The organism is uncultured Psychroserpens sp., assembly GCF_947492715.1.
Taxonomy (GTDB): Bacteria; Bacteroidota; Bacteroidia; order Flavobacteriales; family Flavobacteriaceae; genus Psychroserpens.
This window is the reverse complement of record NZ_CANLNS010000008.1, coordinates 88,296-110,710: the sequence shown is the minus strand read 5'-3', so window position 1 is coordinate 110,710 and position 22,415 is coordinate 88,296. Positions and strand designations below refer to the sequence as shown.

The window sequence follows — 22,415 nt, the reverse complement described above, 5'->3', positions numbered from 1 at the left end:
CATTTTTAGGATGGACAATAAGGATCCAAAAGAGACAGATGAAAAGATATACCTGAGTATTGACCATCTTAAAACGGGTAAATACAAACTCAATATTCTATTGAAAAATGAAATTATTAAGACGATAAAATTTATCAAACGATAGTAAAGAAGCTATTAATCAGTTGAGTAAAGGGAGTAACAAAAAACGTGGAGTTAGCGTTGCTTCCTTTTCTTTTAAAATTCACATTATGAAAACGAAACTCACACTATTTTTCTTATTATGTATCCTCATAGGATATGCTCAAAACGGTATTAATTACAAAGCCGTTATTAAAGACGACAACGGCAATGTAATAGCCAATCAGTCTGTGACACTTCAACTCACCATAAGTGAGAACGCTACAAATGTATATCAAGAAACGCATGTTGAAAGTACCGACGACAATGGAATTCTAATAGTTGGCATCGGTGAAGGTGCCTCTTCATTGGGCGATTTCGCAACTATAGATTGGGGAAGCAATCCACACTTTCTAAAAGTTGAAATCGATACTGGTGATGGTCTTGTAGATGCCGGAACATCACAATTTAAAACAGTGCCCTATGCCCTGAGTTCGGCCGATGCATCTTGGAGTAAATCTGGAGCTGATATTTATAGAGTTTCAGGAAACATTTCTATTGGTAGTAATACACCAACAAATGCCAAAACAAGAATTCTTCATAACAGTACTATTTTCTCTCCTCAATTATTCCTTTATGAAGATCAATTAGACTTTGCCCGATTAAATTTTGGAGGTAGTAATAGTGCTTCTATTTGGGCTGTAGCTGCATCTGTTTATGACGATCCTGTAGCTAGCAGGTTCAATATTTATAACTCCAACTATGGAGACATCATGTCTATAAGAGGTAATGGTCGTATTGGAATTGTTAATGCCGAACCTGAACAAAAACTAGATGTTAACGGTAAAATAAAAATCGCAGACGATAACACCACTCCAACAGAGGGCACAATGCGCTACAACAGCGTTACTAAAAATTTTGAGGGTTATGATGGTAATAATTGGGTTATACTTAATAACAACCCTTCATTTAATGTAACCACAATTACTGCACCAGATAATGATACTCAAAACTATACTGATTTCACATTTATCTCTGGTAGTCGCATCTCATTTTCTATTGACTTTAGTGCTCCTATGAATATATCTTCTGCAGTAATTGGTAGTTCAATACTTATTGGAGATGATGGTACTGGCACTGGAACTATGAATTGGTCTAATGGAGATACACGATTAACCATTACTACAGATCAAAGCTATTTTGATCTTTCTGCAGATTGTTTTAGTGGTGTACCAATAATTCTAAAAGGGGATGGCATCAATCAACTTCTTGATGCAAATAATCTCACCATTGATGGTGATGATGATGGTGTTGCTGGCGGTGATTTCGTTGTCATTTTTGTTACTATTTGCTAGATCGATATTTACTAATAAAAATAATCAAACTCATGATACATAACATATACAACATAGGTCTACTCTTTCTTTTAACCTCAGTGAATTTAAATGCTCAAACTATAGAAAAGTTTAGTATTGATTCAGGAGGACGTTCTACAACAACAGGAAACATTCAAATCACCTATACCTTAGGCGAAGTTAATGTTCAAGAAATAAATACACCCAGTGTTTCTATTTCAGAAGGTTTCATCAACGCGGCATTTAGAATTTTAATTAATCCAACTGTGTTTTTGCAGGGGCCATCACTTATACCAACAACAAACGGTTTAATGAATGACGCCCTGCGTGAAAACGGCAGTATACCCACTACGAGTCCATACGAAGATAATGCCTCATGCAACGCTTCTATATTTAACGTAACAGGAAACAACGCTATAGTAGACTGGGTTTGGTTAGAGTTGCGATCAGAAAATAACAATCAACGTCTCATTAACGGTCGTTCTGCCCTAGTACAGCGTGATGGTGATATTGTGGATGTAGATGGCGTATCCTCTGTTATTATGCAAGCCGCACCGACCAATTATTTTGTTGTTGTAAAACACAGAAATCATCTTGGCGTTATGAGTTCGGCAGCCATTAATTTATCAGATCTCAGTACGACTACTGTTGATTTTACAGACAATAGTTTTTCAACTTTTGGAAACAATGCTCAGGTCATTTTGAATTCTGGAGATACAGCACTTTGGTCTGGAGATACTAATGGTGATGACAGCATTATATTTTCTGGAGGAAATAATGACGTTAACCCAATTAAGGATTTCATATTGGCCGACCCCAATAACATCTTAAGCTTTATTACATATGCCTCTGTAGGATATCTTTTTCAGGATATTGACTTAGATGGTTTAGCCAAGTTTTCAGGCGCTTTAAACGACAGTAATGTTATTAAAGACAATATACTCAATCATCCCGGCAACTTCTTAAACCTACCAACATTTACAATAAATACAACAGTTCCACCAAAACAATAAACATCATGAAAAATCTTTACACATTTCTTTTTGCTTTTGTAATAACCATTTCTGGTACGTCTCAGAGCTACCAATTTGGTATTGTAAACAATGACAATTACAGTTTCTCAATAGTTGCAATTCCTGATTTTGATGGAACCGACACCGATATCTCAGATGTTGGTTTTGCAATCATGCTTCCAGCTGGAAATGCAGACATTATCAATAGCTCTCAATTTAATGGACGAAATTGGACACTCAATGAAGTAACAGCAACTCAATTAAGCGGTTTTGGATTAGGTGACGGCACGCGAGACGCATTTGTGCTAAACTTACCACCTGGACAATCAATAGTCTCACATACCACTAATAACCCAATTGTGTTAGTGTCTTTTGATGTAAGCAATTCACCTACATCAGGTGCTATAGAAATCCTAACCAATGCCGATCCCATTGCTATCGGACTTGGAGGTGTTGTTGATAGTTTTTACAACGCCAATATTGACGAGACCACCACTCAAAATTATTATGGCGGCATAGCATCTGGTCAAGAAAATTTTATGTTTGAAACTTTAAGCACAGAAGATATTGAACTAGAAAATTATACCATTTCGGTGTATCCAAATCCAGTCACAGATCTACTGCATGTATCATCAGAGTTAGCTATAGAAAAACTCACACTCTATGATATTCTTGGTAAAGAAATACTTGCACTAAAAAACACGAATAATCTAAGCGTAGCCCATTTAGAATCGGGCAGCTATATCCTTAAAATTCAAACTCCAATCGGTGATTCAACAAAACAAATCATTATTAAATAATTTAAAACATATAATCATGAAAACACACAATTTATTTGGTCTCCTTTTAATCTTACTCTTAACTTTTAATTGTAGTAATGATGACGACTCATCATCTGGAGACACACAAACAACAGCTCAATTATTAAGGTCTGGAACATGGTACTTAGAATCTAAAACACCAGGCGATTTCACTGACTGTGAAAAAAACTCCTCATTTAAGTTTAACACTAATAATACAGTGGATGTTGATTCTTATGATGATGCTTCTGGTCCTTGCGAATCTGAAGGTGTTGTTAGCGCAACCTATTCATTAAGTGGAAATACTTTAAATATTGTCATAGGTGGCGAAACAATAACTGCTACTATAAATAGTATTTCTGAAACAACATTAAACGTTACAGATGATGTTGGAGATACGATAGTATTTGATAAAACTCAAGGATAAACCCATTTAGTATGAAAACAAAACTCACAATTATAGCTTTTTTTGTTGCGTTAGCTTCTATAGCACAAAACGGTATCAATTACAAAGCGCTTATTAAAGATACTAACGGAAATATTCTAAATACCCAAGGTATAGATATGGTGTTTAGCATACAGTATGAAGGTAACACCTTATATAGCGAATTACAACAAATAGTTACCGACAATAATGGCATTGCCATAGCTACTATTGGTGAGGGTTCTTCAATAACAGGTGTTTTTGATACAATAACATGGGACATTGGAAATTTGGATCTCAATGTCCAAATAGATTTTGGAGATGGTTTGGTAGACTTTGGTAATAGCGGGTTTAATCTGGTGCCATATGCCATAGAAGTCTTAAACAAAGAAGGCTTAATCTCTATAAACGAAGGAGCTGGAACAGGTTGGCGTCTTGAAGGTGTTGTTACAGATGGTGATGAAGGTTATGGTAGCATCGGAAATAATGCAACCGATTTAAGTGTCTCTAATGCCAATGGATTGAATTTAATATATCCTTATGGAGCAACAGGAACAGGCTCGTTTGCAACTGGCAGAAATACTGTCGCTTTTGGAGACTATTCAACGGCTTTGGGGCATGGCACAATAGCTTCAGAAAATTATACGACAACAATGGGGTTTCTTACCCAAGCTTCAGGACTATATGCAACCGCAATGGGACGAAGTACAAATGCAAATGCCATATATTCTACGGCAATTGGACGTTATAATTTAGGCGGTGGAAATGCTACAGTTTGGAATGATAATGATCCTTTATTTGAAATAGGTAATGGATCATCAGCATCAAACAGAAGTAACGCATTAACAGTATTTAAAAGTGGGGCTCAAGCTCTAAGGAGTAACAATTACGGACTTAATATAAGAACGGGAGATGATTCAAATGACTACGGAATTGAGATTGTAGGTTCAGGTGGAGATGGGCTTATAATAACTTCGGCTGGTAATGATGGTATTGTAGTAAATGGTGCAATTGATGATGGGCTAGTCATATTTGCAAATGATCAAGGAGCTCGTATTTCCGGAGATAATGCTGGAATATATGCTAGTGGAGGATCAGTAGCGACTCAAGGTGACATTCCAGATATCATATTAGGCAGTATCGGTCCAGACATTTTAAACGATGACGGAATCATTTCTACAAATCCAATTAGAACCAGTAGTGATATGATTCTTCAAAGTTACGATGATGTTGTTGTGCAACTGGATTTCGATAGTAGTGAATCGGGAACTTTTAGAATACAAAACGACGCAGGCACTAATGTTGTTAGCATTAATGAATTTGGTGATTTGGATATTGATGGACGATTACAAATTGGTAACGAAACCATAGAAGATACAGGGTCCAATCAATTGTCCGTCGATGCAAGTTTAATTCCCAATACGAATAATGCTTTCCGATTAGGTAATAGTGACAACAGATGGATTGGCGTTTGGGCAACAGATGGAACAATAAACACGTCAGATAGACGTGAAAAGAAAAATATTAAAGTTTTAAACTATGGGTTGAACGAAATATTACAAATGAACCCTGTAAGTTTCAAATGGAAAAATAGAAGAGACCAAGACACCAAACTCGGTTTAATTGCGCAAGATTTACTAGAACTCGTTCCTGAGGTTGTGAAAAGTTATACTTGGGAAAAAGATGAACTATCTGGTGAATTAACTAAAAAAGAATTGAAACGCTTAGGTGTGTACTATTCCGATTTGGTCCCTATACTTATTAAAGCCATTCAAGAACAACAAAAGATAATCACAACTCAAAGAGACGAAAACTTAAAGCAAACTGCAGAACTCAGTGGCATTAATGACACTTTAAAAACGCTCTTATCACGTATTGAAAAATTAGAAAACAACCAATCAAATTAGTTCATTATGAAAACAACATACACGCTTATTTCCTTTTTACTATGTACCGTTTTAGGGTTTGCACAAAATGGAATAAATTATAAAGCCCTTATTAAAGACAATAACGGTAACGTCATTGCATCTCAACCTGTAACTGTGCAATTTATTATTTATGAAGGTGATGCACTTTCTAATAATGTATATCAAGAAAACCATACCGTTAATACAGATATCAATGGATTCATTATTACAAATATAGGTGAAGGTACAACTAGTGATGATTTTAGTACTGTTAGATGGAGCAATGACGAACATTACTTAAATGTACAAGTAGATATTGGTAGTGGCCTTATAGATTTAGGAACCACACAATTTATGGCAGTCCCTTATGCTCTAAGTAGTGGAGATCATCCATGGACTAAAAATGAAAATGGCGTTCATACGTTAAATGATGATATAGGAATCAAAACTGATAATCCAGAACACACCTTAGATGTAAGATCTACATCCCAAACTGAAGCATCTGGATTTAACCTTTCCAACAACGACAAATCACGTTATGTTAGGTTCTTTAGTGGAAGCGAACAATTTCCAGATCCATCTATGTCTTGGGCTCCAGGGCACAATTTTCTCTTCGCTACTTTTGATGATAATACTTTAGATTTTACTGAACAAATGCGAATAAGCATGTCTGGTGATGTTGGGATTGGTATTCCTGATCCAGAGGCAAGATTAGATGTTAAGGGAGGAGATTGGAATCTCGATGCTGGAAATCCAGGCGACCTGAGAATAGGAAATAGCACTCATAATGTGCGTTTTGGCGTCGCTACAGGTGGTGGTGGAGCTGGTATAACAAGGCTCTATTCGACCAACCATTTACATTTGGGTGTTGCTGATGAGTCACACATGACAATAGAATCTGGTGGAGATACTGGTTTTGGAACAACAAACCCAAGTCAAAAAGTTCATATTAACGGAAAACTAAAAATTGGAGATGACGAAAAAGCACCTAGCGAAGGCACCATAAGATATAATTCTACTGATAAGAGTTTTGAAGGTTATGATGGTACTAAATGGATCAATCTTGGAGGCGCGTCGAGTCCTTATGGCGTTCAAGGCACATTTAATTTTCCAAATTCAAGCTTTTATCTGAGTATCCCGGGATCTGCATCTGCCATGTATGCTTCTCAAAATTTTATAGCTATTAAAAGTAGAGAAACAATTACTACTATTGATCCAACTTTTATCCCTCCACTAACAATTATCACCGATGTTATACATGTGAATGTCTATAAAGAAGGTACAGACTCTAATTGGTCAAATGTATTATCATTATCTCATAGTACATTAGGGTCAACACGCAATTCATATGCGCAGAGTATAGCACTTTCAGAAAATAGACTTTTAATTGGTGATCCCGATGATAATCGTGTAGAAGAGTATAATTATCAATCTGGATTTTGGTCGAATGGGCATGTTTTTCAATCGCCTGATTCTAGTATAGACGATAGCTTTGGCCATTCTGTTGCCATGTTTGGAAATGAAACGATAATTGGAGCACCTGCATATTCAGTAAATGTCTTTACGCCAGTAACAACTGGACCAGGAAAAGCCTATATATATGATGGAAATGATATTTTGAATGCGACATTAAGTGGTCCAGGTGCAACTTTAGGAGATAGATTTGGAACCTCTGTAGATATTTCTTTAAATAGAGCAATTGTCGGAGCACCAGGAGATAGTTTTGGCAGTATTTCTAATGCTGGTTCTGCAACAATATTTAATAAATTTAGTGGAAATTGGTCAACTAATAATACGTTTTTTAATGAAACTCCAATAGAAAATGGATTTTATGGAGGAGTTAGATTAGAGGGCCCAAATTACCTTTATATTGGTGGAGTTGGCGGTATTGATGCATACCTAATTGAAGACGGTTTTTGGGTGTTAAAAGAAACATTATCAGGAAATGTAAGTGGTTATTATTCTAACGGTTATTCATATAGTGGTCATGACAAACTGGTTTATAAAAATATAGCAATAGATGAAGATAAATTGGATTTCTTAACCACTGCCGAAAGAGATGAAACCAATTTTTTTAGAAATACATCTTCAATAATTAATGGCACAGCTGAAATAACAAGTTATGATATTGTTGACAACACAATTTATACTTTAGGTTCTGATGACAGAATATATGTTTTTGAGTATTAATCTTCATGTAAGATTTGCATTTAATATGCTCCTAAAACTAAAGACTATGAAAATAATCACTTCAATTTTCTTCATTTTATGTAGCTCAATAAGTTTAGCTCAAGTTAATTCTGCTGAAATAGATCGTATTATAAACAATGTCGTAAAAACAAATGGCCCCGGAGCAATTGTTTATGTAAAGCAAAAAGGCAAAGTGCTTTATGAAAAAGCGTTTGGTAAATCTAATATCGAACTCAATGTTGATATGAAAACCAAAAACACATTTAATATTGCGAGTATAAGTAAAGAATTTACAGCCATGAGTATTTTACAACTCATGGAGAAAGGAAAGCTATCTCTTGAAGATAATCTCAACAAGTACCTTCCTAACTATTCCAAAAATGGAGATAAAATAAAGATTAAACACTTGTTGTCTCATACCTCTGGTCTTAAAAGTCATACAGATACTATTTGGGCAAATACAGATGGCAGACGTTATTTTGAATCTATGGAGAATGTTCTCAATTATTTTAAAAAAGACGTTATAAAATTTGAACCGGGAGAAAGACATGATTACTGTAATCTTAACTTTAATGTATTAGCCTACATCATTGAACAAACATCTGGAATGTCATATTCAGAGTACGTTGAAGAGCATATATTTAAACCACTCGACATGACTGATTCATACATTCCAAATGAAGGTCAAGTGATTCCAAACTTATCTACAGGCTATGAATTAAAGGATAACAAAATTGTCTACGCAAGGTACCATTCATTGAATCAAACTAGAGGTTCAAGTTCTATCCACACCACAGTTCAAGATTTAGCAAAATGGTACGAGGGTTTAATGAATTCAAAAGTCGTTTCAAGAACAACTTTACGAAAAGCATGGTCTCCATTTGTTCTAAACAATGGCATGAGCGAAGTGCATGGCTATGGTTTTTATAGTGGAGAAAAATTCAATAAAACAGCCATTTTTCATAACGGTTTTATATTTGGCTACTCCACATCAGATATGTATTTCCCAGAAGATGATTTGCTCATATTAGTGGCATCAAACATTAGTGATGTAAATGTGATTAATACCAATAACATCATCTTTGATATTGCGGCTAATATCTATAAAAAGAACACACCAAAACTAACCGCTGGAACTTTAGACTCTTACGTTGGTAATTACAGAATGAAAGAGGGATTTGGAGCTAAAGTGTTCAGAGAAGGCTTGCAGTTATTCATTATTGTTAGTGATGGAAAACCAGACAAATTATTTCCAGAATCACAAACCGTATTTATGGTGAAAGATTTCCCAGCTAAAGCAGAGTTTTTGCCTTCTGAAAATGACAGTGGTGAAATGGGTATCATATTATCGCGAGGAGCAGACCGTTTCGAAGGCATAAAAGAAGATTAAACGCTATAAGTTAAAACATCAAAATTTCTATAATGAAAACACTAAAAACCATTATTACGCTAAGCCTCATTTTCAATTTTGTTAACTCTCTAAATGCTCAAAATTTAAACCTAAAAATTATCAAAACTGAGATAGAACTTTCAGAATTTAAAGAGCAAGAGGCCTTTAAAAAAGGACAATGCGATCGCGTGTTAGAAGCTATGGAAGACGATATTTCGTTCCTAGCTAATGGTAAAAAGATTCCTTCTAAAACCATTATTGAGAAGTTTTGCAAGTCAATCCCAAGGCCTTTTAAGACACCAACGGTATCTACACTTGATATTTACCCACTAACCAATGAATCGGGTTACACCATAAAAACACTCGAATATCCGCTCGACGAGGGTACCAAAATACAAGAGTATGTTACAAAAATATGGAGGAAAACTAAAGGCAAATGGAAAATTAGTCATCTTCATTCTACAGTCAAAGAAGTGCCCATAATAAAGGAAACTTCACAAAAAGAAATTGATGATTTCTTAAAAAACCAACCAATAATAGATGTACATATCCACATTACCAAAGGCTATGCGGACAATGAAGATTATAATAAAATGAATCCAGATATAGATTTAGCAAAATTGGAATGGATGAGTCAACGATTTGATAAAAACAATATTGTTTTGGCTTTAGGTGGCGGTCCAATAAAATATGCAAAACTATGGCAAGAAAAAGACAAACGTCATTGGAGTGGCACACGATTACCCTGCAATCCATTAGCAGAACAAGACGAACCATGTGACAATGAATTACCAGATATTATAAAATTAGAAGACATGTTTAAAAATGGCACCTTTAAATACTTAGGAGAAACGGCATTCCATAGTATGGGCATCCATCCTGCCGACTCACGCTTTGATCCCTATTGGGCTCTAGCAGAAAAATATCAAATACCAATCGGTTTTCATGCAGACAAAGGACCGTTTAAAAGAAATATGAAAGAGACTCCAAATTGGAATGAAGCCTATGGAAATCCGCTTTTATTACTCCCCATCCTTGAAAAATACCCAAATCTCAAAATTTATTTAATGCATTATCCTGGAAGCTATTTTAAAGAATGTTTAGAAGTTATGAAAAAGCACCCGCGCGTCTATTGCGAAATAACAGCAGTGAGTATGTTTGCACCAAAGTCCATATGGGAACCTCGTGTCAAACAACTTTTTGAAGAAGGTCTAGGAAATCGTTTAATGTTTGGTTCTGATTATGTAGGCACAATTCGTAAAAATATTGAAATCGTTTATAATTTAGATTGGCTTACTGAGAAACAAAAAAGAGACATTTATTACAACAATGCCGCAACGTTTTTAGGGCTATCTGAGTCTGAAATAGAACTACATTATAACATGGCTAAATCAAAATAATAATATTATGAAAATTCTCATGGTAATAGATTTCACGCAATGGTCACATACAATAATAGGAAGCATTGCCTTTCTAGGTGGTATCATAGCGCTTGTCACAAAAAAAGGTTCTAGGTTTCACATCATTGGAGGGCGTGTTTTCTTTTTTGGAATGCTCTATGCTTCATTGTCTATTGTTAAATTCATGATTGAAGAATTTAGACCTTTAGCTATTTTGCTAAGTGTGGCAACAATTTATTGTATGCTGACTTCAATTTCAGCATTACGTCATAAAAGAAAATACTCCAAATTAATAGATACTATTCTTATTATTTTTCCAATTATATTATTTGCCTTTGCTACATTTCAATTGATATTGATTTTATCTAAAATTAGTTTAGGGACATTAGCTAGACTTCTATTTTCATTTACCTTTGCTTTGATGGTTTTTAGAGATTTTAAACGTTTAAAATCTAACGATAAAAACCATCTATTTTTTATAAAACGCCATGCGTTTAGAATGATACTTGCATTTGGTTTTGCCGTAATGGCTGTACTAAGAATTGCTGTTAAATTTGATTTTATAGATTTAGAGTTTTCCGTAGCAATTCCAATGCTAATTGCGCTTATTAGTGCTTTTTATGTAGAAAAAAAGATTGAAAAATTACTTTAGTTTCTTATGAAATAAAATAGTTCTTTTTTAGAATTCAATGACCATTGATTTCCGTTAATCTTTATCGTAACTTTGTAGGATGCGTTTTAAAGTACAATCCGAATTCAAACCCACAGGAGATCAGCCTCAAGCCATTAAACAATTAGTAGAGGGTATTGAGACCAATGAAACCTATCAAACCTTATTAGGTGTAACTGGTTCTGGTAAAACGTTTACCGTCGCCAATGTGATTCAAGAAGTACAGCGACCAACTTTGGTTTTAGCCCATAATAAAACACTTGCAGCCCAGCTGTATTCTGAGTTTAAGCAATTTTTTCCAGATAATGCCGTCGAGTATTTTGTGTCCTATTATGATTATTACCAACCTGAAGCCTATATTCCTGTTTCGGGTGTTTATATAGAAAAAGATTTATCCATCAATGAGGAAATTGAGAAGATGCGTTTAAGTACAACCTCTTCCCTATTATCTGGACGTCGTGATGTTATTGTTGTCGCTTCAGTGTCATGTTTATATGGTATTGGAAATCCTGTAGAATTTCAGAAGAATGTAATTTCACTGGAAATTGATCAAGAAATTTCGAGAACCGACTTACTCCACAAGCTTGTACAGAGTTTATACTCTAGAACAGAAGCCGATTTCAACCATGGAAATTTCAGAATAAAAGGAGATACTGTAGATGTATTTCCAAGCTATGCCGACGATGCCTTTCGTATCCATTTCTTTGGCGATGAAATTGAAGACATTGAACAGTTTAATATTCAAACCAATGAGGTTATTGAACATTATGATCGTTTAAATATTTATCCTGCAAATATGTTTGTAACATCACCAGATATCTTACAAAATGCGATTAAAGACATTCAGGATGATTTGGTAAAACAGCATGATTATTTCAAAGACATTGGAAAACACCTCGAAGCAAAACGCCTAAAAGAGCGTACCGAATTTGATTTGGAAATGATTCGCGAATTAGGGTATTGCTCTGGAATTGAAAACTACTCTAGATATTTGGATGGACGTCAACCTGGTACAAGACCGTTTTGCTTACTAGATTATTTTCCAGATGATTATTTGATGGTTGTTGATGAAAGTCATGTTACAATTTCTCAAGTTCACGCCATGTATGGTGGCGACCGAAGTAGAAAAGAAAACTTGGTAGAATACGGATTTCGCTTACCCGCTGCCATGGATAATAGACCCTTAAAGTTTGAAGAATTTGAAGCCTTGCAAAATCAGGTGATTTATGTAAGTGCTACGCCTGCAGATTATGAACTTCAGAAGACAGACGGTATTTATGTAGAGCAAGTGATTAGACCTACAGGATTACTAGATCCTGTCATTGAGGTTCGCCCAAGTTTAAATCAGATCGATGATCTTATAGAAGAGATACAACAACGTGTTGAGAAAGACGAACGCACCTTGGTGACCACATTAACCAAACGTATGGCTGAAGAGTTAACGAAATATCTTGATCGTATCCAAATTAGATGCCGCTATATTCATAGTGATGTTGATACCCTTGAGCGTGTTGAAATAATGCAAGATTTGCGAAAAGGACTATTTGATGTATTGGTTGGTGTTAACTTACTTCGTGAAGGCTTAGATTTACCAGAAGTGTCTCTTGTAGCGATTTTAGATGCCGATAAGGAAGGTTTTTTACGTTCTACGCGTTCATTAACGCAAACTGTAGGTAGAGCCGCAAGAAACCTTAACGGAAAGGCTATTATGTATGCTGATAAAATTACGAAAAGCATGCAAAAAACAATAGACGAAACTGAATACAGACGCGAAAAACAAATTGCTTACAATACTAAACATAATATTACACCTAAAGCCCTAAATAAGAGTTTAGATAATGCGTTGTCTAAAAACTCGGTAAGTACGTATAGTTATGAATTGGAAGCAGCGAGAGCAGCAGAACCAGAAAGTGAATACTTAACAAAAAGTCAGTTAGAAAAAAAAATCCGTGAGAAACGAAAGTTAATGGAACAAGCAGCTAAGGCACTGGATTTTATTATTGCTGCGCAATTGCGTGATGAAATTAAAACCTATCAAACAAAGTTAGAGAAGCTAAAAGTTTCTTAGTTATACTGAACTTTAAAGATATCAATTAAAAAGTCTGGTGGTACAATTTTATTCGGAAAGCTCTCCATTAAATCTAAAACACGATTAATAGATTCATGGCTTAGCCCCATTCGTAATCCGAAATTATGGAGTTTCACCAATTCTTTATTAGAGATTTGATGATCTAGGTTCATTAACAAAACTAATCTATGGAATTGGACAATACGTTCGCTATGTGATTTTAAATGTACATAGGTAACTGGATGTTCAAATAAGTAATCGAAATCTTCTTTAGATATTTCTAGTTGCCTAGCAATACTCGAAAGAAATTTATATTCAATAGATTTTATATTTTCGTCTGTCTGCGCAAAGGCTATCATTTCAGATAGAAGACTAAGCTTTTCAACACGATTTATCATATTAGAGGGATTCATGATTTTTAGTTTTATAAATTTAAGAGGTTTGTTTAGGTTATAATCCTCTATAATTTGTAAGTCATCGAAAAATAAAGTGCAATTCGTCGTTATTTTCTTACTTTCATACATATTTTAATTTTAAACACCTGATTATCAGTTGTTTAAAAAAATTGTGCAGTTCATCGATTTTTTGACTTTCAAAATTTATTATCGATAAACGGCATAGTACCTATTTCTTAAATTTTGTGTACATTCGTTTTAATTGATTTTTGCATGAAAAACGCCACACTATTTTTATTGTGCTTACTAAGTATAACAACCTTATGTAATGCTCAAAGCACAGCATCTAAAAATGTATCGACATTTAAAATTGAAGCACCACAATTAGATACTCTTAAAACGATTTGGGTCTATACACCAAAGTCTTATACGACCTCACAACTTTCGTATCCTGTAATTTATATGTTTGATGCTCAAAATTTATTCGATGATCAAACCTCCTATGTTGGCGAATGGAAAATTGATGAATACTTAGATAGGCTTACCAATAAAGAGGTTATCGTTGTAGGCATTGAACATGGTAATAGTAAACGTTTAGAAGAGTTAACACCGTATCCTCATGAGACTTATGGTGGCGGTAAAGGTGACAGCTTTATGCAGTTCATCATAAATACCTTAAAACCTCATATAGATCTAAGCTACAGAACTAAATCAGAAGCCAGAAACACCACAATTTTTGGAGCATCCTTAGGGGGTTTAATGGCATTCTATGCAACTGTTAAATATCCTAAAACCTTTGGTAATGCAGGCGTGTTTTCTCCTTCCTTTTGGGTAAGTGATAAAATTTATGAATTGGCATCTACTACCAAAATCCCTAAAACATCAAGATTTTTCTTTTTAGTTGGAGATAAGGAAGGTGATACTATGGTACCCGATCAAGAAAAAATGGTAACACTGCTTTTAAAGAAAGGGGTTAAACAAGATTGTATTGTAAACAAAATAATTAAAGATGGTGAGCACAATGAAGCGCTTTGGAGTTCTAATTTTCCTGAGGCATTTCAATGGTTAACTAAAGATAAATAGAAATAACATGACTAATAACGACATATTTAAAAAACTAAGAGTAGCCCACAAATTACGCGATGATGATATTATTAAAATTTTGGAGCTGGTCGATTTTAGAGTTTCTAAAAGCGAGTTAAACGCCTTTTTTAGAAGAGAAGATCATCCCAATTATATGGAATGTGGCGATCAAATTTTAAGAAATTTTTTAAATGGATTAATTATTCATTTGCGTGGTCCAATGCCAAAACCGCAAAAAAAGAAGTCATAAATTATCATTCTCATAAAAATGTATAGTGTTTGTCAATTCTTCAGAATTGTATACTACCTTGCATGGTATTAAAGTTCGCTTATGTTTGAAATTTCCTCTCTAAAAAAAGTAGTCCCTAACATTTCAGAAGCTGAAATAAAGGCACTCAACACAAAGTATAAACCATTATCTGCTACAGAACGCATAGAACAATTATATAAGGATTTTGATATTTCCGAAGTTATGTTAACTAGCTCATTTGCAGCAACATCAGCTTTTTTACTTAAACTTTTTTCTGAGGTCAACAAAAAGCAAGAGGTCTTTTTTATTGATACGGGATATCATTTTGATGACACCTTAAAGTATAAAGAAGAATTGACAAAACGCTATGGACTAAATGTCTCTTCAATTAGTGCCTTAAAAGAGGAACATGAATTCACAACAAAAGATAAAACTTGGACAAAGAATCCAGATTTTTGTTGCTCTATTAACAAGGTTAAGCCCCTAGATATTATCAAAAGCAAATATAAAGTTTGGGTCTCTGGTTTAATGGAATGGCAAAGTGACCATCGCTCTAGTTTAGATATTTTTGAATTGCGTGGAGAGATTTTAAAATTTTATCCTTTACTCGATATCTCTAAAGAGAAACGAGATGCCTATATTAAAACACATGATTTACCATTTCACCCATTAGTTGCCAAAGGTTATCATTCTATTGGTTGCAAACATTGTACAGTACCAGGTGAAGATCGTGATGGTCGATGGAATAACAACCCTAAAACAGAATGTGGATTACATTTGTAAAAAATGAATTTTAAGTCCATTTATATTTTAATATGTATACTGACGCCAATTTTATTAAATGCTCAAGAGCATACTATAAATTGCGACAAGTTGAAACTATCCTTTGACGAAGCTCATATTAAATTATTAAATACTTTAATGAAAAAGGCAGAAATTTCAGAAGGTGATGCCAAGAAAAATTATGAGCGTGAATTCTTTTGTGCAATGCCTAACTCTTTTGATAAGATGTTAGATCTCTTATATCTCGATGCTACACTTAGCCATGATAAAGCCAAAGCGAATAACGAACCACCACCTATGTTATATATAGCTCATCCTTGGGTGAGTTTTTTTAGCAAAAATAACTCTGTCCCACCTCAACAGTATTATAACAAGTACATTGATATGTGTATAGATGGCTTCTATGGTGCCGATTATATACAAAATGGATTTCAAATCTACAAACGTTTTGAGACAGATACTGAGGCCATTTGCGAAGTCCTTGCCAAAAGAAAAGTCAAAGACATTGAAGACGTTTTCTACTTTATTTTTGACGCCTCACATCCCGAAAATGAATTAAACCAAGAGATTTATAAAAAAATACATCCTTTAATTTCTAAAGAGAATAAGACATTAGCTTTAATAATGACTAAGACTTTAGAAACATTAATAAAAACTAAAAGGCATTAAAAAAAGCGTCCAAATAATGAACGCTTTTTTAAACAAAAATCCCTTAGTTACTTTTTCTTAGTAAGTATTACCGGAAACTTAAATCTTCTTTGATAAGTTATGGCGTCCTTTGATATTTTTTTGTAATTCAGACGCGTTTTAATAAAGTTTTCAAATGCTTTGTTTTGAGTATCTACAGATAAGACCACCATTTCATTTTTTTCGTTAATCGTAATTTCTACATCGGCACTCATACCTTCGTAAAATTTAAATGTTGGATTTTTCAATAAATCTCCTATTGTCGCCTCAACAGAGTTTGGCACAACAGATTTTCTTTTTTTCTTTTTCTTGATTGTTTTAACTGGGTCAGTTTTAATTGGATCTGTGCTTGCTTGAAGCGCACTACTAAACGTAACTGCTACGACTAGTATTAACATTTTTAAAGTTTTCATGATGAATTGTTTTATGATTGATACTTAAATGACGACCAATATTTTGGAATGTTACACAATAGACACATGAATTAACAGTGTTTAACATTGATTAATAGTTCTTTAACATAAATAAAAAAGCTCCCATATTGGGAGCTCTTTTAGATTGATAGTCTAGGTTTAACTAAAACGTATGGAGTGCAACTGCCGTTCTATCATAGGTGTTTGTTTCTAATCTTGAAATATATGTAGCTAGAACTTTTAAGTTGTTTCTTGTGTTTTTTCTAATCTTATGTTCCTTAATAAATGTCAATATCAATTTAGCATCTTCAGGAAAATCTCGTTTTATAGATTTTCTATTTGTACTTAACGCCACCAATTTATTATCATTTATAATATAATAGTGATCCTCCATTTTGAATTTAATAGGCTTATGGGTTCTAGCACTTCGATTACGTTTGTATGTTTTGGTACTAACATAGCTATAGACTCTTTTTTTGAGCAATCCAGATGCCTTACTATCCTCATCGATTAAGAAGTAACTTGCAACCTCCTGACCTAGGTTGTTTTTGTATGGCTTCACGATATAGGTTTCATTTCTATCTAAAAAAGTAATTTGAACATTATTCCTTTTAATAAGTTGGAATATTTTATCGTTATCCTTAATTTCGATATCATCAGAAATAGGGTTATAACGAGCAGAGAAATGATTAAACTGACCATTAATAAATATTTTCGCTCTTCTCCATCGCATGTTTAACGAGCGATCTAAGTTGTAAATAACTGGGTTAAGATCTGACCCTCCATAACCACGATTACCATAACCGTTGTAAATCGTATTCCACCCAAATAACCTACCAAGGTTTTTATAACTAGGCGAAATACCTTGTCCTGTTAAATAAGCTCCTGCTAACGGATTATCATTATTCACGCTAAAAGACGTTGATCCTCCTCCACTTAGCTGAGCAGCACAAATGTTTACCATTAAAACACTAAGTGCCAAAATTGTAATTTTCTTCATAATCTTAAATTTATAATGTTAATAGTATAATAACATCACAATTTTTATGCCAGAACATCCTTACAATGACAGCAAATAAAACATAAAAAAAGCGCTCAATATGAGCGCTTTTTTTAGATGTTAAATATAACAGATTACTTAGCAGCCACTAGAGTGCCGTCATTTGTATTTGTATAGAGTGTCGTAATATAATTAGCTAACATTTTTAAACTATTTTCCTTATTCGCTTTTATTTTATTGTTTTTAATAAAAGCCAAAATTAATTCTGATTGCTTCGGAAAATCCCTTTTAATAGATTTTTTATTTGTAGATAAGTTAACCAGTTTTCTATTTTGATTCATCACATAAAAACGTTCTTGTTTTTTAAGTTTAGCTGGTTTATCTGCACTATATGTATTTGACGCGACTCTAGGCTTTGTGTATTTATAATCAACTTTTTTAAGCAATTGGCTGTCAGCATTCTTACCATCAAAAACAAAGTAATCAATAACGCTATTCCCATTATCATCTACATACGAAATGGCCTGATACGTTTGATTAGTTGCTAAAAACGTTAGTTTTAGATTATCGGTCTTAACAATATTATAAACCTTATCGCTGCTCTTAATTTGCAAAGCATTAGTCATAGGGTTATAACGTGCCAATACTATTGTTGGATTTGCATTAATTGTAATTCTTGCATTCTGAAATGTTGCCTGAGGTATATGACTTAAGTTATTAAACGTTTGATTAGGTAAATAACCTCTAAAGTTTTGAATCTCTAACTTAATATCAGAAGGTGTAGAACTGGTTAAATCTCGGGGTGTAATACTACCTCCTGGCGCCAATCCACCTGGATTACATTCAACGGCGGTAGTGGCCTGTCCTGAACTTAAATTAACGGCTAACATACACATGAGGAGAAGACATAGATTTTTCATAATAATTGAATTTTGAATTAGTTTCCTATGAAGTTATTAAAAATTTATCAAAACGAAACGTCTTAGTCCTTGAAAATTAAACATTTAATATATATTGAGTTAGAGTAGCAATAGAAATAAGATAATAATTAGACAGTGCAAAACAGTTCTATACAAAAAAAGGTCTCACAAATAAATCGTATCTGTGAGACCTTTTATATATAAATTAAACTACTCTAGCCTAAAACTGTCTGTACTTTATCGGCTGCTTCTTGGAACTCAGTGGCACTCATTACATCTAATCCAGAATTATCAATCAATTCTTTAGCAATGTCTGCATTAGTTCCTTGTAAACGCACAATGATTGGAACATTGATTGTTCCCATATTTTTATAAGCATCGATAACACCTTGAGCTACACGATCACAGCGAACAATACCTCCAAAAATGTTAATCAAAATAGCTTTTACAGCTGGGTCTTTAAGAATAATTTGAAACGCTGCTTCTACACGAGCTGCATCTGCTGTTCCTCCAACATCTAAAAAGTTAGCTGGCTCTCCTCCTGCTTGCTTAATTAAATCCATGGTAGCCATTGCTAATCCTGCGCCATTAACCATACATCCTACGTTTCCATCTAAATCAACATAGTTCAAGCCTTTCTCTCCCGCTTCAACCTCAATTGGGTTTTCTTCACGTAAATCACGCAATGCTGCTAAATCTTTATGTCTAAATAAGGCATTATCGTCTAAAGATACTTTAGCATCAACTGCCATTATTTTATCGTCACTGGTTTTTAAAACCGGATTAATTTCAAATAAAGACGAATCAGACTTTACATAAGCTGTATATAAAGCTGTAACAAATTTTGTCATGTCTTTAAACGCTGCTCCAGATAATCCTAAGTTAAAGGCAACCTTGCGCGCTTGAAATGGTAAAATACCCGTTGCTGGATCTATTTCCTCAGTAAAAATTAAGTGTGGTGTTTCTTCTGCAACCGTCTCAATATCCATTCCTCCTTCTGTAGAATACATAATCATGTTACGTCCATTACTACGATTTAGTAATACAGACATGTAATATTCTTCTGGTTCAGAATCTCCAGGATAGTATACGTCTTCGGCAACTAATACCTGATGTACACGTTTTCCTTCTGCTGAAGTTTGAGGTGTTACTAAGTCCATTCCTATAATTTGACCAGCAATTGTCTTAACGTCGTCTAAACTTTTAGCCAACTTAACTCCTCCACCTTTTCCACGACCACCTGCGTGAACTTGTGCTTTAATTACGTGCCAACCTGTACCAGTGTCTTCAGTTAACTTCTTAGCTGCTTCAACCGCTTCATCAGCATTTTGTGCTACAATACCACGCTGAATACGTACGCCAAAACTGCTTAATAATTCTTTTCCTTGATATTCGTGTAAATTCATTTGGTTTTGAAATTTATGGTTTGTCTTCGATTAGTTTCCGAAGTCATTTTTTACGACCACAAAAGTAATCATACTAAAAGTTTTTACCAATAGTTTTTAATATTGATTTATGGCGTTCTAATTTGAGTATTCGGAATGCTTAGGTCTTTAAACGTTTAATAACTGAAAATGCTTTATCAACTAAGTAATCTTCAACAACAATTGTAAATTCATTGGTTGTAGAAACAACCTCATACAACGTAATATTTTCCCAAGCCAAACGCTTAAATATTTGGTAATATAATCCTGCGATTTTCGAATTGCCTTTGGGCAAATAAATACTAATAGCAGATAATTTATCCTGCAATCCAATTTGCACTTCATTTTTAAATGCCTTTGAAATACTTTCTTGCTCAGACGTTGAAATAATAATATTGCTTTCAAACACGCCACGAGTGAACGCATAAAAGATTTGATGATTCACACCTATTTTTGACAATACCTTAGAATGACTATGGATGAGTGTATTTGAATTTTGAAATGTAAAGTCACTAAGGTTTGACCGTACAGTAATATCTCCTAAGTTTTTAAACACTCTATTTAGACGTTCTGATTTTTCTAAATGAAGTGGCTGTTGATAACGACGTAAAGCCATCATAATTGCTCCATTTTTCACAGGTTTTCTGAGCATCTCAGAAATAGGTTTGTTTAAGTCCTCTGCCAAAGCAGAAAAATTAATAATCTGTCTTGACAGGCCTTCTTCTAAGAATGGGCTTGACACAATAATCTCCTGTACGCAAGATGCAATTGTCTTCAATTTGTTAATTATTTAACATTTTGTGTAAATTTAGCAATATTTTTTCATTTTTATGTTTTCAAGCGGTATTACATTTAATTTTGACAACTTAACTACATTTAATTTAAGTAATACCACAAATGAAACCAAATACTTTATTACAAGTTGCTAAGGACTTTGGGAGTCCTGTTTATGTTTATGATGCCGAAAAAATTAAGTTTCAGTATAAACGTTTAACCTCTGCATTTAGTAAGGTCAAACACTTAAAATTGAATTATGCTGTAAAGGCATTGTCTAACATCTCTGTTTTAAAGTTGTTCAATCAGTTGGGTTCTGGACTAGATACTGTTTCTATTCAGGAAGTTCAATTAGGTCTAAAAGCCGGTTTTAAGCCAGAACAAATAATTTTCACACCAAATGGTGTGTCACTTGCGGAAATTGAAAGGGCAGCCGAATTAGGTGTTCAAATTAACATTGACAATCTATCGGTTCTAGAACAGTTTGGAACAAAACATCCAAAAACACCTGTATGTATTCGTATTAATCCACATGTAATGGCAGGTGGGAACACAAATATATCTGTTGGACATATTGATAGTAAATTTGGAATCTCGATACATCAAATTCCGCACTTACTTAGAATTGTTGAAAACACACAAATGAATATTAACGGTATTCACATGCATACTGGTAGTGATATTCTTGATATTGACGTGTTTTTATATGCCAGTGAAATCTTATTTGACACTGCCAAACATTTCAAAAATTTAGATTTTATAGATTTTGGATCTGGCTTTAAAGTGCCATATAAAACTGGAGATATAGAGACTAATGTAGAAGAATTAGGAAACAAATTATCTAAGCGCTTCAATGCGTTTTGTAAAAGCTACGGCAAGGAACTTACATTAGCCTTTGAACCAGGGAAATTTCTGGTAAGCGAAGCTGGTTATTTTTTAACACGCGTTAATGTTGTAAAGCAGACGACTTCAACAGTTTTCGCTCAAGTAGATTCTGGCTTTAACCATCTTATTAGACCTATGTTATATGGAGCACAACATGAGATTATAAATATTTCAAACCCCAAAGGTCGTGAACGTTTCTATTCGGTTGTAGGCTATATCTGCGAAACAGACACTTTTGCCAACAATAGGCGCATCAATGAAATTAACGAAGACGATATACTAGCCTTTAAAAATGCGGGAGCTTATTGCTATTCTATGGCTTCCAATTACAACTCTAGATATCGTCCTGCCGAAGTATTATGGCATAACAAAAAGGCACATTTGATTAGAAAAAGAGAAACTTTTGAAGATATCATACATAACCAAGTCGCTATTGATTTATAACCAACCAAAAAAGCGCAAGATAATGTCTTGCGCTTTTTAAA

General features: G+C 34.1%; 21 protein-coding genes. 15 read left to right on the top strand and 6 right to left on the bottom strand.

What is annotated here, in order from left to right; translation table 11 throughout:
* Positions 1 to 230: 230 nt before the first annotated feature.
* From Q0787_RS17240 to uvrB, 10 genes are all read left to right on the top strand, one after another.
* Positions 231 to 1,454 (top strand): hypothetical protein, encoded by a 1,224-nt coding sequence (locus Q0787_RS17240; protein WP_298904208.1) that lies wholly within the window; start codon positions 231 to 233, stop codon positions 1,452 to 1,454.
* A 32-nt stretch (positions 1,455 to 1,486) separates the two neighbouring features.
* On the top strand, positions 1,487 to 2,467 hold the full coding sequence (locus Q0787_RS17235; RefSeq protein ID WP_298904206.1) for a hemagglutinin protein: 981 nt from the start codon (positions 1,487 to 1,489) through the stop codon (positions 2,465 to 2,467).
* A 5-nt stretch (positions 2,468 to 2,472) separates the two neighbouring features.
* Complete coding sequence (locus tag Q0787_RS17230) at positions 2,473 to 3,267, top strand: T9SS type A sorting domain-containing protein (protein ID WP_298904204.1); 795 nt, start codon at positions 2,473 to 2,475, stop codon at positions 3,265 to 3,267.
* A 16-nt stretch (positions 3,268 to 3,283) separates the two neighbouring features.
* A complete protein-coding gene (locus Q0787_RS17225) occupies positions 3,284 to 3,694 on the top strand; it encodes a lipocalin family protein (protein ID WP_298904202.1) in 411 nt (136 codons plus the stop codon).
* A gap of 11 nt (positions 3,695 to 3,705) precedes the next feature.
* Positions 3,706 to 5,598, top strand: coding sequence for a tail fiber domain-containing protein (locus Q0787_RS17220; RefSeq protein WP_298904200.1), 1,893 nt, complete (start codon positions 3,706 to 3,708; stop codon positions 5,596 to 5,598).
* A 6-nt stretch (positions 5,599 to 5,604) separates the two neighbouring features.
* The gene (locus tag Q0787_RS17215; protein ID WP_298904199.1) at positions 5,605 to 7,788 is read left to right on the top strand and encodes an FG-GAP repeat protein; all 2,184 of its coding nucleotides are present in this window, start codon (positions 5,605 to 5,607) and stop codon (positions 7,786 to 7,788) included.
* 46 nt (positions 7,789 to 7,834) lie between these two features.
* On the top strand, positions 7,835 to 9,178 hold the full coding sequence (locus tag Q0787_RS17210) for a serine hydrolase (protein ID WP_298904197.1): 1,344 nt from the start codon (positions 7,835 to 7,837) through the stop codon (positions 9,176 to 9,178).
* Positions 9,179 to 9,210: 32 nt separating this feature from the next.
* Positions 9,211 to 10,578, top strand: a complete 1,368-nt coding sequence (locus tag Q0787_RS17205; RefSeq protein ID WP_298904195.1) for an amidohydrolase family protein — start codon at positions 9,211 to 9,213, stop codon at positions 10,576 to 10,578.
* A 7-nt stretch (positions 10,579 to 10,585) separates the two neighbouring features.
* Entirely contained in the window at positions 10,586 to 11,230 is a 645-nt protein-coding gene (locus tag Q0787_RS17200) for a hypothetical protein (RefSeq protein WP_298904193.1), read from the top strand.
* A 79-nt stretch (positions 11,231 to 11,309) separates the two neighbouring features.
* Complete coding sequence (gene uvrB, locus Q0787_RS17195) at positions 11,310 to 13,316, top strand: excinuclease ABC subunit UvrB (protein WP_298904191.1); 2,007 nt, start codon at positions 11,310 to 11,312, stop codon at positions 13,314 to 13,316.
* Here the strand turns inward: uvrB and Q0787_RS17190 are convergent.
* A complete protein-coding gene (locus Q0787_RS17190) occupies positions 13,313 to 13,714 on the bottom strand; it encodes a TerB family tellurite resistance protein (RefSeq protein WP_298904328.1) in 402 nt (133 codons plus the stop codon). The two genes, uvrB and Q0787_RS17190, sit on opposite strands and share 4 nt — an antisense overlap.
* 270 nt (positions 13,715 to 13,984) lie before the next feature.
* On the opposite strand from Q0787_RS17190, the gene Q0787_RS17185 reads away from it, so the two are divergent.
* From Q0787_RS17185 to Q0787_RS17170, 4 genes are all read left to right on the top strand, one after another.
* Entirely contained in the window at positions 13,985 to 14,794 is an 810-nt protein-coding gene (locus Q0787_RS17185; protein ID WP_298904189.1) for an alpha/beta hydrolase-fold protein, read from the top strand.
* Positions 14,795 to 14,801: 7 nt separating this feature from the next.
* Positions 14,802 to 15,044 (top strand): DUF1456 family protein, encoded by a 243-nt coding sequence (locus Q0787_RS17180; RefSeq protein WP_298904187.1) that lies wholly within the window; start codon positions 14,802 to 14,804, stop codon positions 15,042 to 15,044.
* 81 nt (positions 15,045 to 15,125) lie between these two features.
* The gene (locus Q0787_RS17175; RefSeq protein ID WP_298904185.1) at positions 15,126 to 15,827 is read left to right on the top strand and encodes a phosphoadenylyl-sulfate reductase; all 702 of its coding nucleotides are present in this window, start codon (positions 15,126 to 15,128) and stop codon (positions 15,825 to 15,827) included.
* A 138-nt stretch (positions 15,828 to 15,965) separates the two neighbouring features.
* The gene (locus tag Q0787_RS17170; protein ID WP_298904183.1) at positions 15,966 to 16,496 is read left to right on the top strand and encodes a hypothetical protein; all 531 of its coding nucleotides are present in this window, start codon (positions 15,966 to 15,968) and stop codon (positions 16,494 to 16,496) included.
* 47 nt (positions 16,497 to 16,543) lie between these two features.
* Here the strand turns inward: Q0787_RS17170 and Q0787_RS17165 are convergent, their stop codons facing one another.
* From Q0787_RS17165 to Q0787_RS17145, 5 genes are all read right to left on the bottom strand, one after another.
* Positions 16,544 to 16,927, bottom strand: a complete 384-nt coding sequence (locus Q0787_RS17165) for a hypothetical protein (protein ID WP_298904181.1) — start codon at positions 16,925 to 16,927, stop codon at positions 16,544 to 16,546.
* Positions 16,928 to 17,090: 163 nt separating this feature from the next.
* Positions 17,091 to 17,927: a hypothetical protein gene (locus Q0787_RS17160; RefSeq protein WP_298904179.1), complete on the bottom strand. Its 837-nt coding sequence runs from the start codon at positions 17,925 to 17,927 to the stop codon at positions 17,091 to 17,093.
* A 134-nt stretch (positions 17,928 to 18,061) separates the two neighbouring features.
* Positions 18,062 to 18,847, bottom strand: a complete 786-nt coding sequence (locus Q0787_RS17155) for a hypothetical protein (protein ID WP_298904178.1) — start codon at positions 18,845 to 18,847, stop codon at positions 18,062 to 18,064.
* 215 nt (positions 18,848 to 19,062) lie between these two features.
* On the bottom strand, positions 19,063 to 20,253 hold the full coding sequence (gene sucC / locus Q0787_RS17150) for an ADP-forming succinate--CoA ligase subunit beta (RefSeq protein WP_298904176.1): 1,191 nt from the start codon (positions 20,251 to 20,253) through the stop codon (positions 19,063 to 19,065).
* A 139-nt stretch (positions 20,254 to 20,392) separates the two neighbouring features.
* Positions 20,393 to 21,049: a hypothetical protein gene (locus tag Q0787_RS17145; RefSeq protein ID WP_298904174.1), complete on the bottom strand. Its 657-nt coding sequence runs from the start codon at positions 21,047 to 21,049 to the stop codon at positions 20,393 to 20,395.
* 119 nt (positions 21,050 to 21,168) lie between these two features.
* On the opposite strand from Q0787_RS17145, the gene lysA reads away from it, so the two are divergent.
* Entirely contained in the window at positions 21,169 to 22,374 is a 1,206-nt protein-coding gene (gene lysA, locus Q0787_RS17140; protein ID WP_298904173.1) for a diaminopimelate decarboxylase, read from the top strand.
* Positions 22,375 to 22,415 lie beyond the last annotated feature (41 nt).